Raw genomic sequence first — 12510 nt, forward strand, 5'->3', positions numbered from 1 at the left:
CTACCGCGCGGCGCGCAGCCTGATCGGACTGGTGCCGCAGGAGCTCACCATCGACGCCTTCGAGACGGTCTGGGCGACGGTGAACTACAGCCGCGGCCTGTTCGGCAAGGCGCCCGACAAGGCTTTCGTCGAGAAGGTGCTGCGCGATCTCTCGCTTTGGGACAAGAAGGACGCCAAGGCCATCACGCTATCGGGCGGCATGAAGCGCCGGCTGATGATTGCCAAGGCGCTGTCGCACGAACCGCGCGTGCTGTTCCTCGACGAGCCGACGGCGGGCGTCGACGTCGAGCTGCGCCAGGACATGTGGGCGATGGTCAGGCGGCTGCGCGAGGACGGCGTCACCATCATTCTGACGACGCATTACATCGAGGAGGCCGAAGCGATGGCCGACCGGGTCGGCGTCATAAACCGCGGCGAGATCATCCTGGTCGAAGGCAAGGCGGAGCTGATGCGCAAGCTCGGCCGCAAGCAGATGACGCTGGAGCTGCGCGCGCCGCTCGGCGCGTTGCCCGAGGGCCTGTCGCGCTATGCGCTGGAGCTGTCGGCGGACGGCAACGAACTCACCTACACCTATGACAGCCAGAGCGACCGGCCGGGCGTCGCCTCGCTGATCCGCGATCTCGAGGCCGCAGGCATTCAGTTTCACGACCTCGACACCAAGAACAGCACGCTCGAAGAGATCTTCGTCAATCTGCTGAGGCAAGAGCCATGAACCGCCACGCGGCTATGAACCTTCGTGCAGTGTGGGCGATCTACCGGATGGAGATGGCGCGTGCGTTCCGCACGGTGCTGCAAAGCATCGTCTCGCCGGTGATCTCGACATCGCTCTATTTCGTCGTCTTCGGCTCGGCGATCGGCTCGCGCATCACCGAGATCGACGGCATCAGCTACGGCGCTTTCATCGTGCCGGGGCTGATGATGCTTTCGCTTTTGACGCAGTCGATCTCGAACGCCTCCTTCGCGATCTATTTCCCGAAATTCGTCGGCTCGATCTACGAGCTCTTGTCGGCGCCGGTCTCCTATCTCGAGATCATCATCGCCTATGTCGGGGGCGCGGCGACCAAATCGATCATGCTCGGGCTGATCATCTTGGCGACCGCGGCGCTGTTCGTGCCGCTCAGGATCGAGCACCCGTTCTGGATGATCGCCTTCCTGGTGCTGACGGCGGTGACCTTCAGCCTGTTCGGCTTCATCATCGGCATCTGGGCCAAGACCTTCGAGCAGCTGCAGCTGGTGCCGCTGCTGATCGTCACGCCGCTCACCTTTCTGGGCGGCAGCTTCTATTCGATCCATATGCTGCCCGGCATCTGGAAGACGATCACGCTGTTCAACCCGGTCGTCTACCTGATCAGCGGGTTCCGCTGGAGTTTCTACGGCAAAGCGGACGTCTCGGTCGGCGTCAGCCTCGGCATGACGCTGGTGTTTTTGGCCGCCTGCATCGCAATCGTGGCGTGGATTTTCAGGACCGGGTATCGGCTGAGGAATTGACGAACAGGGCTTGCTTCAAATCGCCTTGATCAGCCGCAGCAGTCCAAGCATCTCCATCAGCGTTCCCTTGCGGAAGGCAATGTAGGTCGGCTCCTCCAGCCCGTGGAAGCGGCGCTTGAAGGCGGCCTGGCCCTGCAGGTTGAAGCGCGAGCGGTTGACCCAGGGCGACTCGTAGGCGCGCCGGAAGGTGCTGCGCCAGAAGCTCGATTCGGCAAAGCCACTCGGTTCGACGTCGAGCAGCGGCGACAGGCCGAGCGTGACCACCGAAACGCCCTCCTCGCGAAAGCGATCGACGGCGAATTTGGTCAGGCCGATCTCGGCATGCGGCGTGGCGTCGACCTGCTTGCGCTTGAAGGCGGTGGTATAGCCGATGACCTCGCCATTGCTGAACAGCGGATCGAAATCGAGGATGGCGACGAGCTCACCCTGCGGGCCGTGAAGGACGAAGCGGCGCATGTCGGCGCCGAGATGGTCGGCGAAAGGGCGGTTCAGGAAGCCCATCTCCCAACGTTTGACGATGCGCTCGCCGCGCCAATTCTCGGACAGCCGCGAAACCTCGTCGAGCAGCATGTTGGCCCTGTCCTCGGCGAAGGTGAAGCCCTTCTTTGCCAGCCAGCGCTCCGAATAGCGCACGGTCTCGTTGCGCTTGCCGGAGAAATCATGCGCCGGCAGCTGCAACCTTGTGTCGACGCCCAGCCGATTGATCTGATAACCGAGCCCGGCCAGCACCTTTGCCGTGGCGGCGCTTATCTGAACGAACCAGGGGCCGCCGGCTGCCTCGACGAAGCGCTTGATGTAGCCCGGCCGGTCCGGCGGATCGACGACCGGATCGCCAAGCGCGAAATGGTGCTTCATCTTGGTGCCGAATGCGATGTAGCCATCGCCTTCGCTGAAGTAGGACAGCTTCTGCTGCACGGCGGTGGAATAGGCGAGCGAGAAGTCGCCATGGTGCCGCACCAGCGCCAGGCGCTCGAGATGCGTCAGCTCGCGCCGCGGCACCTTGGGCGCCGCGCCGTCAAGAAACCTGTCGATATGGATGCGCAGGGATGGCATCAAGCGTCCGCATGCCGATGAAGAAAGACCCGGAGCCCACGGGCTCGAATCAGTCGCCTTGGCGCGACGGATCGGTCATGTCGCGCCAGCGCCATATAGGATGCTATCGGCGGCGAATGAAGAGGGAATGTCTACCGGCCAAAGCCGGCGCTCCGGCTGCATCGTGAAACCATATTGCCAATTTCCATGCAGTGTTATATATCATGTTATCATTTTTGTTCCGGCAGTTCGACGATGGAAGATGTTCTGAGGTCCCTCGGCTTTCTCTGCCTCGGCAGCAGGCTGAAGCGCATTGGCGAGCAGTTGCAGGCCGACACGCAGCGCGTGCTCGATCGCCTGGATGTGCGGATCCAGTCGAGTCAGTATCCGCTGCTCGCCGCGCTCGACAGGCTGGGGCCGCTGCCGGTCGGCGAACTGGCGCAGTCGCTCGGCATCGCGCAGCCGGGCGTGACGCGGGCCGTGTCGCTGCTCACCGAGCTCGGCCTGGTCGAGGTCGCACAATCGGATGACGACCAGCGGCGCCGGATCGTCTCCCTCTCACCGGACGGCCAGCGGCTGGTCGACGCCGCGAAGCAAGACGTCTGGCCGCGCATCGAGGGCGCGGTCGCGGAATTGTGCGCGGACCTCTCCGGGCCGCTGCTTGGCCAGATCGCCGCCATCGAGGATCGACTGGCCGCGACCCCGCTCGACCGCCGGGCGGACAAGGCCAAGGCAGTCGCGCCCAAGGCCGTCGCACAATGAAACATGTTCTCGACCGTCCGATCTGGAGCGCGTTGGCGACGCGCCACCAGGCCTTTGCGGAAGGCGATACCCTCGCCAGGCGGTACCGGCCTTCGATCATTCCCTTCGCCGCCACAGCCGCGGACGATGCGGAAAGCCTGCAATCTCTGGGCAAGCTGCTCCCGCCGCTTGAAAGCGCCATCCTGGTTCAGACGGACCCGATCGCTCTGCCTTCGGAACTTGCCGCGGTTTCGACCGCGTCCCTGGTGCAGATGGTTGCCGAGCAGCCGCTTGAGGCGGTCTCCGACGAGCGCGTGCAGCGACTGACGCCGGACGATGCGGCCGAGATGCTCGCTCTGGCATCGCTCACCAAGCCCGGCCCGTTCACGCTCGAAGCCTGGAGCCTCGGCGAGTTCTGGGGCGTGAAGATCGACGGCAGGCTCGCGGCGATGGCCGGCGAGCGCATGAAGCAGCCCGGCTACTCCGAGCTCAGCGGCGTGTGCACGCATCCGGATTTCCGCGGCGGCGGCCTTGCCAGGCTGCTGTCGCTGTTCGTGGCGAACCGGATCATGGCGCGGGGCGAGGTTCCATACCTGCACGCCTATGACAGCAATGCTCCAGCCATCGGCCTCTACGAGGCCATCGGCTTCCGGTTGAGAACCACCCTGAACATGGCCGTGGTCCGAGGCGTGGAGTAATCGCAAGATGAGGAAGGGTCGCGGATCACCGCAACCCTTCCCCTGTTTAAGCGAGTCGCCAATCAGACCGCGATCTTGCCGCCGCCCTGCTTGGTGATGGCAACGACCGCCGGACGCACCGGCATGTCCGGCTTGAAGTCCGGCCACCGGGTCGATGGATCCTCGTAATAGGAGGGGCGGCCAAAAGCTTCCCAGTCCTCGCCGCCGTCGCCCGGATGCTGGACGGCGACGAAGGCGGTCTGGTCGTCCGGCGCGAATAGCGGGCCGCACATCTCGGCGCCGATCGGCACGCGGAAGAACAGCTTTGAGGTCGCCCGCGCCGCGCCCTCGGTGTCGACCGCCCACAGGCCGTCGGTACGGCCGGTGGCCTTCGGGCCCTGGCCGTCGGTCGCGACCCACAGGCGGCCGGCCGAGTCGACGGCACAATTGTCCGGCATGCCGAACCAGCCATTGGCGGTGGTGGCAGTCGAGAAGGTGGCGCCGACATCGGCCACCGAAGGATCACCGCACTTCAGCAGCACTTCCCACTTGCCCTTGGTGGCGGCGAAGTCGCCGCCGTCTTCGACGATCTCGATGATGTGGCCGAAGGCGTTCGCCGCGCGCGGATTGGCGGCGTCGACCTGGTCGGCCTTGCGCTTGGAATTGTTGGTCAGCATGACATAGACCTTGCCGTTGCCGGCATTGGGCTGGATGTCTTCCGGCCGGTCCATCTTGGTGGCGCCGAGCAGGTCGGCGGCGCGACGGGTCTCGATCAGAACGTCGGCCTGGCTGGCGAAACCGTTTTCCGCCGTCAGCGGACCTTCTCCGAACACGATCGGCATCCATTCGACCGAGCCGTCCTCGGCGAATTTGGCGACATGCAGCGTGCCCTCGTCGAGCAGGGTCATGTTGGCGGCGCGATCGTTCGGATTGAACGTACCTTTGGTGACGAATTTGTAGACATAGTCGAAGCGCTCGTCGTCGCCGAGATAGAAGACGACGCGGCCATCCTTGGTGACGATCGATTCGGCGCCTTCATGCTTGAAGCGACCCATGGCGGTTCGCTTCCTTGGCACCGAATTCGGGTCGTTGACGTCGACCTCGACGACCCAGCCGAAGCGGTTGGGCTCGTTCGGTTCCTTGGCGAGGTTGAAGCGATCGTAATGCGCGCCCCATTCATAGGCGCCCTCCGGAATGCCGAGGCGCTTGTAGTTGGCGGCCTCCTTGTGGCCTTCCGGCAGCTCGCCCGAGAAATAGCCGTGGATGTTCTCCTCGGCCATCACATAGGTGCCCCAGGGCGTGACGCCGCCGGCACAGTTGTTGAGGGTGCCGAAGACCTTGGTGCCAGACGGGTCGGCATTGGTCTTGACGCGATCATGGCCGGCTACCGGACCGGACAGCGCCATTTCGGTGGTGGACATGATGCGGCGGTTGAGCTTGCCGTCACGCACCACCTGCCATTTGCCGCCCTCCTTGCGGATCTCGACGATGCTGCCGCCGTGCGCCGCCATCTCGACATCGACCTGCTCCTTGCTGAGCGGCGCCACTTCGGCGGCCTTCTTGCCGTCCTTGTCGACGATCTTGACGATGCCGGGGAACATCAGATGCGGGTTGGTGTATTCGTGGTTGACGACCAGCAGGCCATGCTCGGCCGAGCCCTCGATCGGGATATAACCGATATAGTCGTTGTTGTAGCCGAACTGTCTTGCCTGGGCTCCGGCCGTTTGTTTTGCCGGGTCGAATTCCGGCGAATCGGTAAAGAGCGGGTCGCCCCAGCGCAAGAGCACGTCGGCATCGTAGCCCGGCGCGACGTGGTGCTTGTCGTCGATGCCGGCCTCGAGCTCGTCGAATTTGAAGGCCGAGACCTCGGCGGCGCGCGCCTCGTCTGCCGCGACGAGCGCCAGCGGGCTCACGGTGGCGGCGATGGCCGAGACAGCCAGCGAACCCCTGAGGAAGTCGCGGCGCGAGAAGCGCGCGGCGATGATCTCGCCCATCGTGCGGTTGTCGGTAGGATTGACGGGCGGGCCGTCATTCTCCTCGAGCTGGCTGGTACGGAAGCGAATCTCAGGTTGGGTCATGGGCTGTCCTCTGGCTCTTGAGGTGGCTGGAACGGGTAACCGGTCGATCCCTATAGGCGCCCGATCACATTTTCGTGACATCAGCCCCGTTGAGCAATGCCAATTTGCCGGCTGATGACTGTTCGCCCACGCATTGGCGCCACACGAGGCCCACAACACACGGCGAGCAGACTCCCGAGCGCGCTCGGCGCAAGGACGCCAACCATGGCTGCGGGGCTTGCCTTGCGAGATTCCGCCTTCGATCCCGTCGCACCGTAGCTTGCCCGACGCCATCAGCTTGACGGCTTCGCGCGCTTCGGAAACAAAAGCGGCGAGCGGCGCGGCGAAGGCCGCTTCGGGAGGGATGAACGTGAGTCTCTGGGGACTGGCGCAGCTTGGCGTTTCGACTGTGATTTTCCTGCTGGCCGCGATGGCGGCCAAACAATGGGGATTGGCGCCGAGTCTCGGCAAGATCGTGCTGACGCTGGCGCTCTATTCCGCCGGCAATCTGATCATGCTCAGGCTGATCCGCGAATTCGGGATGTCGGTGTCGTTCAGCCTGTCGGCAGTGATCCAGCTGGTCTCAGTCAATATCGTGGCGCTGGTCTTCTTTGGAGAGCGCCTCAACACTTTCCAAGCGACAGGCGTCGTGCTGGCGATCGCGGCCGTCGCGCTGATCACGCTCGGACCCTATATGCAGCGGCTGTAATTGGAGCAGGCCCGGCATGAAATCGACCGCCAAGGCGCTGCTCAACAGAATAGAATTCCCGGTGCTTGCGGCCGGGCTGGCCATCGCCTGCGGGCTATGGGGCCTGGTGGAACTCATGGGCGTGGCGCGCGCCACGACTCCGCATGCGTTGGACACGGAAATCCTGCTCGCCTTCCGCCATGCCGGGCAGCCGGACAGCCCGATCGGTCCGCTTTGGCTGCAAGGCGCGGTGCGCGATATCACCGCGCTCGGCAGCACCAGCGTGCTGGTGCTGATCACGACTGCGGTGATCGTCTATTTTCTGCTGATGCGCCGACCGGCGACCGCACTGTTCGTGTTCGTTTCGGTGGCGGGCGGTCAGGCGGCGTCCAGCCTGCTCAAGTTCGAGGTCGACCGGCCCCGCCCCGATCTCGTCTCGCATCTCGTCAACGAGACCTCGCTCTCCTTTCCGAGCGGCCATGCGATGCTGTCGGCGGTGACCTATCTCACGCTGGGCTCGCTCGCCGCGCGTTTCCTACCGAACCGCAGGACGAAGATCTTCGTGCTCGGCCTCGCCGTGCTCACCACGGTGCTGGTCGGAACCAGCCGCGTCTATCTCGGCGTGCATTGGCCGTCCGACGTGCTTGCCGGCTGGTGCGCCGGCTTTGCCTGGGCCATGTTGTGCTGGCTTGCAGCGCGCCTGCTGCAGCGGCGCAAAGTGGTGGCGGACAGCGAATGAGTACTCATGTTTCAACTGTTTGTTATGATGCTTGAAACATCATGATCTTTGGATTATCCATTGATACTGCAGACTCAGACAGGGGTTCTGGCCGATGATCACTGCCGCGCAGATGCGCGCCGCGAGGGCGTTGGCCGGTATCGACCAGAAAACGCTCGCCGAGCGCGCCGGGGTTTCGCTTCCGACCATCCAACGCATGGAAGCGAGTGAAGGTGTCGTCAGAGGCGTGGTCGATACGCTGATGAAGGTCATCCAGGCACTCGACGAGGCGGGGGTGGAGCTGATCGGCGAGAACCAGGCCAGCGAGCGCGGCGGCAGGGGCGTGCGTCTCAAGCCTGCCACGCCGCAGAACTCCCAAGGCTGAGCCGCACAAGAAGTCGCGACGGGCTTTCCTCACGCTCCTCAGAGCCTCGCGTGGCGACGCGCTGGTGCTGATCGCGACGTTCCTGATCGTCATCTTGCGCGATCTGACGGAAGGCATCGTCGTCGGGCTTCGCGCTCGGGTCGATCCTGTTCATCGATCGCATGGCCAAGTCCATCGCTGTCGAGGCCGATCTGCCGCTGGTGCCGGAGGACGTCGCCGATCGCGCCGCCACTTATGATTCAAGCCAGGCGGCAGACGCCGATACCGTCATCTATCGAATCTCCGGGGCCTTCTTCGGTGCCGCCTCGACCGTCGGCGCCGTGCTCGACCGCATCGCAGACCAGCGCAAGAATTTCATCCTCGATTGCTCGGCGGTGCCGTTCCTCGACTCGACGGCGGCAAACGTCATCGGGGTGCCGCGCACAAGGCCGGACGCGCCGGCGTGCGCTTCATCATCGCGGGCGCCGCGCCGCAGACACGGCGCATGCTGATCAACCACGGCCTCAAGCGGCCGCTGGTCACCTACGCCGCCTCGATTCGCGGCGCGCGGGCGCAGTTGAAAGCACAATCGCAGTCCGCGTAGAGCGACATGTTCTGTCAAACTGCCGCTTCGATCGGCTCGGCAAGTTTCGGGTTGGCGCGCGCCGCGATCAGGCAGCCGGCGACGATCAGGCAAGCCCCGGTCAGCGTGGTCCAGGCCACCTCCTCGCCGAAGAAGAACCAGCCGAGCGCGATCGCCCAGATGAAGGCCGAGTATTCCGTCGGGATGAGATATTGCGCTTCGGCGCGGGCGTAGGCCCAACTCATCAGGAATTGGCCGGCAAGCGACAGCATCGCCGCCCCGACCAGGTGAAGCCACAGGTCACTCGGCAGCGCGACGGCGAGCCACGGCGCGGCGAGACCAAGGATGACCGCGATGCAGAGGTTCTGGAACAGCATGATCTCGACCGGCTTGGCCAACAGCGCCTGCCGCCGCGCGAGGATCAGATTGTAGCCATAGAACACCGTTGATACGAGCACCGCGGCCGTGCCCAGGAGCGCATCCTGCGAGTGGCCGGCCTGCCCGAACTGGCCGGCCAGAATAATCGCGACGCCCGCGATGCCGGCCAGAGACGCCCACACCGCCTGGCGCCGGATTCTCTCGCCCAGCAACAAGGCTGCGAGAAAAAGCGCAAACAGGGGCGCGACAAAGCTAAGCCCGATCGCCTCGGCGAGCGGCAATCTGGCGAGACCCCAAAAGAACGAAACCAGGACGATGCCGACGACCGCGGCGCGCAGCGCATGCAGCCCCAGCACCGGAAGAGCCGGCTTCGAGCGCGGCCCCGCCGACCAGGCCGCGCCCGCGATCAAGGTCGAGACCAGGCTGCGCCACAGCACAGTGTTGTACACACCGACCGCGATGACCAGGGACTTCATCGCCGCGTCCATCCCGGACAAAAGGAAGATCGCCAGTGCGCATACGAGCACCGGGACCATTGGCGACACGGCGGCGCCGGTCAGGCTGGATGTCTTCACGGCTTGGCCCATGTGACGGTTGCTGCCGGATATCCCGGAGCGAGCGGCTGAACCAGATGGCAGCCGCGTCGATATGGCGGTCCAGCCCCGATCGACCTCGTTCCCGCCGCAATCGTCCTCAGTCGAGCTTCAGCGCCGCGACCGCGCCTTCGTTCATCAGCGGAACATAGATGGTCGAGTTGCCGTCGGTGCCGATATCGGCGCTGCCCGGCTTGAAAGTGGCGATCGCTTCCGGCGCGCCGCCGCCATTGTAGCGATAGAGCGTGCCGGTCATGTAGGCAGTGGCATAGATCGTGTCGCCGATGGCGATGACGCCGTCGAGGTCGGCAAAGTTCTGCGCGCCCGGCAGCGACGTCACCTTCTTGCTGGCGAGGTCGACGGCCAGCAGGCCGCCCGGCGCCGCCGTGCTGAAATCGGGCTTGATGCCCCTGCCCCAGGACGCGACGATCAGCCGGTCGCCATCGGCGAAGACGCCATTGGGCGAGGCGAGCAGCGCATCCTTGATGAACAGCTCCGGTTTGTCGCCGTCGATACGGTAGATCGTGTCGGCGAGCATATCCGTGACATAGACCTTGCCCGAGGCATCGGCGGTCATGTCGTTGAGGAAGACGGCGCCGGGCACATCGATGGTAGAGACCAGCTTGCCGCTGGCGAGGTCGACGACGCGCACCTTGGTGATGTCGGCGGCGTAGAGCTTGCCGCCGGCAATCGCCATGCCCTTGGGCGCGTCCATGCCGTCCACCCAATGGCGGCTGATGACCTTGCCGTCCAGCGACAGCAGCGACAAATAGCCGTTGCCATCAGCTTCGCCCGGATTGCCGACGATGTTGGAGACGACGATGCGCTTGTTGGCGGCATCGACCAGCGCCGATTCCGGCTGCTCGAAGCCGCCGGCGCGCCAGATTTCGCCGGCCTCGGCGGTGGCAGCCGTTGCGATGCCGGCGATGGCGAGAAAGGTCGAAGCAATGAGGTTTTTCATGATGCTCTCCTGTGTTGACGGCCAAGAGCTAGGTTTTTCGATACTTTTCCGGAAGCCAGTTCGAGCGTAGTATCGAGGAGCGATACGAATTCGCGCAAACGAGGTGCATTCCATGAACGGGCCGATCTTCGAGGCGCTGAAACGGACATTGAAGGCCAAGGGCCTGACCTACCGGGCGCTGGCCGAGCGCATGGGCGTTTCCGAGCCGACAGTGAAGCGCATCTTCCATGAGCGCAACTGCAAGCTCGATCGGCTGATACAAATCTGCGCCGCTGCGGACGTGGAACTGGAGAATGTGCTGGGCTCGATGAACCGGGGACCGGGACCGGCCAACCACGTCGCGCCGGAGATCGAGCGGAAGCTCGCCGCGCGGCCGGCGCTGCTCTTCGTCTTCATCATGCTGTCCGAAAAATTCACGCCAGAAGGCATCATGCGCTCACAGGGTCTCAGCGAAGCATCTATGTTCCTCTACCTGCGCGACCTGGAAGAGCTTGGGCTGGTGGCGCTCGGGCGCGGCCTGTCGGCAAGATTGCTGGTCGAGACACCGATCCAGTGGGATTTCGAGGGTCCGCTGCGGCCGCATTTCGAGACGACCAACAAGAATTTTGTCGGCTGGGCGATAACCCATCTGGAACGCGAAGCGACCTTCGTCAGCTTCTCGCGGCGCATGCGGCCGGAAACGGCGGAGATGGTGCGGCGCGAGGCGGAGGACTTGGCGGAGCGTGCCAGGCTGCTTGCCCATCACGACCAGCACACCACGCCGGAAGAGCAGCTCATCGGCTACAAATGGACCTTCGCCTTCGGCGCGACGCCGTTTCCGGCGATCATGCCGATCGGGCCGCATCCGCGCGATGCCGGCGCTCGGACGGATGCCGGGGCGAAAGCAAGGCGGCCGCTGCCGGCGTAGGCGTCAGGCCGCGACCGGACCGGCTTCCTCATGCGGCGGCGCGAGGTCGTCGCGAGCCTTGCGCGCGAGCTTTCTGGCCGAGCGCTTGGGGCTGTCGCCGAACAATTCGGCGGCATCGGCAAGACAGGTCTTGCTGAGGCTTTTTTCCGCACGCTTCAAGAGCTTGCGCAGAAGCCTGGTGTCTTCGGGCGGACCGAGCGGCTCGCCAGCGGCGACGAGCAGCGCGCGCATGACGAAGACGTCATGCAGCTCGCCCAGCCGTTCGCCAAGCTTGTCAACCGCCTTGCGGCGCGCCTTGATCGGCGCCGGCCACAGGCGGCCGAGCAGCGACAGATGCATCGAATGCGTCTTGCACGCCTTGCGCAGGTCGTGAAAGTCATCGGCCTCGCCGCGCGAGCTCGCCTTATCCAGCGCCTTTTTCGCCCGCCGCAAGGCGGCGCGGGCGCCTTCGGCCAGTATGTCGGCCGCCTGCTCGGGCTGATCGGGGAGCGACAGCCTGTCGATACGCTCCAGCCCTTCCCGGCAGGCAGCGACCGCGGCGTTTATGGCAGCGTCGAGACCGGGGCCGGCATGGAGCTCGTGCTGGCGCAGCACCAGCCGCTCGCGGATGGGATCGAGCTCGCCGGCCGCGGTTTCATCCGGAAAAGCGGAGCCCAGACGGTCGATAGTCTCGATGAGAGCGGTCGCCTCGCGCGGGCCGGCAAGCAGCGCCGACACCTGCTTGTAGCATTCGTTCTCGGTCTGGCAGAACGGTTCGTCTCCGGAACGAACCAGGCGCAACAAGGCGCGCACGCCCTTAAGCCGCTTACGGCACTTGTGCAGTCCCTGCTCCGGCTTGTCGCGCGCCGTCTCGAGTTGGCCAAGCGCCTTGCCGATCTCGTCAGCCAATATGCGCCTGACCTCGCCGGTCAGCGGCAAGCGCGGATCGATGCGAAAGCTCATGCGGCTATCTCCGGAATCCCGCCGAGGGCCAGCGACGCGTTGTAAAACCTCGACTCACCGGTGACCTCGCGACCGAGCCAGTCGGGCAGCATTTCGTCAGGCACGTCCTCCGGCGTCTCCAACTCCGCGACCACCAGCCCCGAGAGCACTCCGCCGAACACATCGACTTCATAGAGATAGCCGCGGTGCCTAACATGGTGACGTGTCTTCTCGATGACACGCCCGATCGCGAAGGCCATCAATTCCTCGGCCTCGGCGAGCGGGATCGGATATTCGAATTCGTCGCGCTCGCGCGCCTTGCTGCCGAACTTCAGCGTCAGCGCGGCGGAGCCTCCGTCGCTGCTGCGTACGCGAACCGTGCGTCCAGGCTGCGCGGCGACG

The 12510-nt window shown here is 64.7% G+C and carries 14 protein-coding genes and 1 pseudogene; 9 read left to right on the plus strand and 6 right to left on the minus strand.

What is annotated here, in order from left to right; translation table 11 throughout:
* Positions 1-712 (plus strand): ABC transporter ATP-binding protein (locus EOA75_RS18805; protein WP_164747442.1); only part of this gene is annotated, 712 nt, incomplete at its 5' end.
* Positions 713-726: 14 nt separating this feature from the next.
* On the plus strand, positions 727-1488 hold the full coding sequence (locus tag EOA75_RS18810) for an ABC transporter permease (RefSeq protein ID WP_067003307.1): 762 nt from the start codon (positions 727-729) through the stop codon (positions 1486-1488).
* A gap of 15 nt (positions 1489-1503) precedes the next feature.
* Here EOA75_RS18810 and EOA75_RS18815 read toward each other — a convergent pair whose 3' ends face one another.
* Complete coding sequence (locus tag EOA75_RS18815; RefSeq protein ID WP_127324870.1) at positions 1504-2541, minus strand: phosphatidylglycerol lysyltransferase domain-containing protein; 1038 nt, start codon at positions 2539-2541, stop codon at positions 1504-1506.
* A 234-nt stretch (positions 2542-2775) separates the two neighbouring features.
* Between EOA75_RS18815 and EOA75_RS18820 the strand changes: the two genes are divergently transcribed.
* Positions 2776-3282: a MarR family transcriptional regulator gene (locus EOA75_RS18820; protein WP_127324871.1), complete on the plus strand. Its 507-nt coding sequence runs from the start codon at positions 2776-2778 to the stop codon at positions 3280-3282.
* Positions 3279-3959, plus strand: coding sequence for a GNAT family N-acetyltransferase (locus tag EOA75_RS18825; protein ID WP_127324872.1), 681 nt, complete (start codon positions 3279-3281; stop codon positions 3957-3959). The genes EOA75_RS18820 and EOA75_RS18825 overlap by 4 nt, the downstream gene beginning before the upstream one ends.
* Before the next feature lie 62 nt (positions 3960-4021).
* On the opposite strand, the gene EOA75_RS18830 is transcribed toward EOA75_RS18825, so the two are convergent.
* Positions 4022-6016, minus strand: coding sequence for a PhoX family phosphatase (locus tag EOA75_RS18830; protein ID WP_127324873.1), 1995 nt, complete (start codon positions 6014-6016; stop codon positions 4022-4024).
* Between the two features lie 349 nt (positions 6017-6365).
* On the opposite strand from EOA75_RS18830, the gene EOA75_RS18835 reads away from it, so the two are divergent.
* The 4 genes and pseudogenes from EOA75_RS18835 to EOA75_RS18850 form a co-directional block, all read left to right on the plus strand.
* The gene (locus EOA75_RS18835) at positions 6366-6704 is read left to right on the plus strand and encodes a hypothetical protein (protein WP_067324604.1); all 339 of its coding nucleotides are present in this window, start codon (positions 6366-6368) and stop codon (positions 6702-6704) included.
* 16 nt (positions 6705-6720) lie between these two features.
* Positions 6721-7422, plus strand: coding sequence for a phosphatase PAP2 family protein (locus EOA75_RS18840; protein WP_067323413.1), 702 nt, complete (start codon positions 6721-6723; stop codon positions 7420-7422).
* A 94-nt stretch (positions 7423-7516) separates the two neighbouring features.
* A complete protein-coding gene (locus EOA75_RS18845) occupies positions 7517-7786 on the plus strand; it encodes a helix-turn-helix transcriptional regulator (protein WP_067003144.1) in 270 nt (89 codons plus the stop codon).
* Positions 7787-7802: 16 nt separating this feature from the next.
* Positions 7803-8369, plus strand: a pseudogene (locus tag EOA75_RS18850) (STAS domain-containing protein); the annotation flags it as partial.
* A gap of 14 nt (positions 8370-8383) precedes the next feature.
* On the opposite strand, the gene EOA75_RS18855 reads toward EOA75_RS18850, so the two are convergent.
* A complete protein-coding gene (locus EOA75_RS18855) occupies positions 8384-9313 on the minus strand; it encodes a DMT family transporter (protein WP_127324874.1) in 930 nt (309 codons plus the stop codon).
* Positions 9314-9419: 106 nt separating this feature from the next.
* The gene (locus EOA75_RS18860) at positions 9420-10280 is read right to left on the minus strand and encodes an ATP/GTP-binding protein (RefSeq protein WP_127324875.1); all 861 of its coding nucleotides are present in this window, start codon (positions 10278-10280) and stop codon (positions 9420-9422) included.
* A 112-nt stretch (positions 10281-10392) separates the two neighbouring features.
* Here EOA75_RS18860 and EOA75_RS18865 point away from each other — a divergent pair, with 112 nt between their 5' ends.
* On the plus strand, positions 10393-11187 hold the full coding sequence (locus EOA75_RS18865; protein ID WP_127324876.1) for a helix-turn-helix transcriptional regulator: 795 nt from the start codon (positions 10393-10395) through the stop codon (positions 11185-11187).
* Positions 11188-11190: 3 nt separating this feature from the next.
* On the opposite strand, the gene EOA75_RS18870 is transcribed toward EOA75_RS18865, so the two are convergent.
* Together EOA75_RS18870 and EOA75_RS18875 are read right to left on the minus strand one after the other, a co-directional pair.
* The gene (locus EOA75_RS18870; protein ID WP_127324877.1) at positions 11191-12129 is read right to left on the minus strand and encodes a CHAD domain-containing protein; all 939 of its coding nucleotides are present in this window, start codon (positions 12127-12129) and stop codon (positions 11191-11193) included.
* Positions 12126-12510: CYTH domain-containing protein (locus EOA75_RS18875; protein ID WP_127324878.1), on the minus strand; the 385-nt coding region annotated here is incomplete at its 5' end. The genes EOA75_RS18870 and EOA75_RS18875, both read right to left, overlap by 4 nt.

Source organism: Mesorhizobium sp. M1A.F.Ca.IN.022.07.1.1 (assembly GCF_003997575.1).
Lineage (GTDB): Bacteria > Pseudomonadota > Alphaproteobacteria > Rhizobiales > Rhizobiaceae > Mesorhizobium.

Excerpts from the sequence above, each read along its gene's own strand:
- EOA75_RS18810 (WP_067003307.1), top strand. The coding sequence starts at position 727 with ATGAACCTTCGTGCAGTGTGGGCGATCTACCGGATGGAGATGGCGCGT.
- EOA75_RS18815 (WP_127324870.1), bottom strand. The coding sequence starts at position 2,541 with ATGCCATCCCTGCGCATCCATATCGACAGGTTTCTTGACGGCGCGGCG.
- EOA75_RS18820 (WP_127324871.1), top strand. The coding sequence starts at position 2,776 with ATGGAAGATGTTCTGAGGTCCCTCGGCTTTCTCTGCCTCGGCAGCAGG.
- EOA75_RS18825 (WP_127324872.1), top strand. The coding sequence starts at position 3,279 with ATGAAACATGTTCTCGACCGTCCGATCTGGAGCGCGTTGGCGACGCGC.
- EOA75_RS18830 (WP_127324873.1), bottom strand. The coding sequence starts at position 6,016 with ATGACCCAACCTGAGATTCGCTTCCGTACCAGCCAGCTCGAGGAGAAT.
- EOA75_RS18840 (WP_067323413.1), top strand. The coding sequence starts at position 6,721 with ATGAAATCGACCGCCAAGGCGCTGCTCAACAGAATAGAATTCCCGGTG.
- EOA75_RS18845 (WP_067003144.1), top strand. The coding sequence starts at position 7,517 with ATGATCACTGCCGCGCAGATGCGCGCCGCGAGGGCGTTGGCCGGTATC.
- EOA75_RS18855 (WP_127324874.1), bottom strand. The coding sequence starts at position 9,313 with ATGGGCCAAGCCGTGAAGACATCCAGCCTGACCGGCGCCGCCGTGTCG.
- EOA75_RS18860 (WP_127324875.1), bottom strand. The coding sequence starts at position 10,280 with ATGAAAAACCTCATTGCTTCGACCTTTCTCGCCATCGCCGGCATCGCA.
- EOA75_RS18865 (WP_127324876.1), top strand. The coding sequence starts at position 10,393 with ATGAACGGGCCGATCTTCGAGGCGCTGAAACGGACATTGAAGGCCAAG.
- EOA75_RS18870 (WP_127324877.1), bottom strand. The coding sequence starts at position 12,129 with ATGAGCTTTCGCATCGATCCGCGCTTGCCGCTGACCGGCGAGGTCAGG.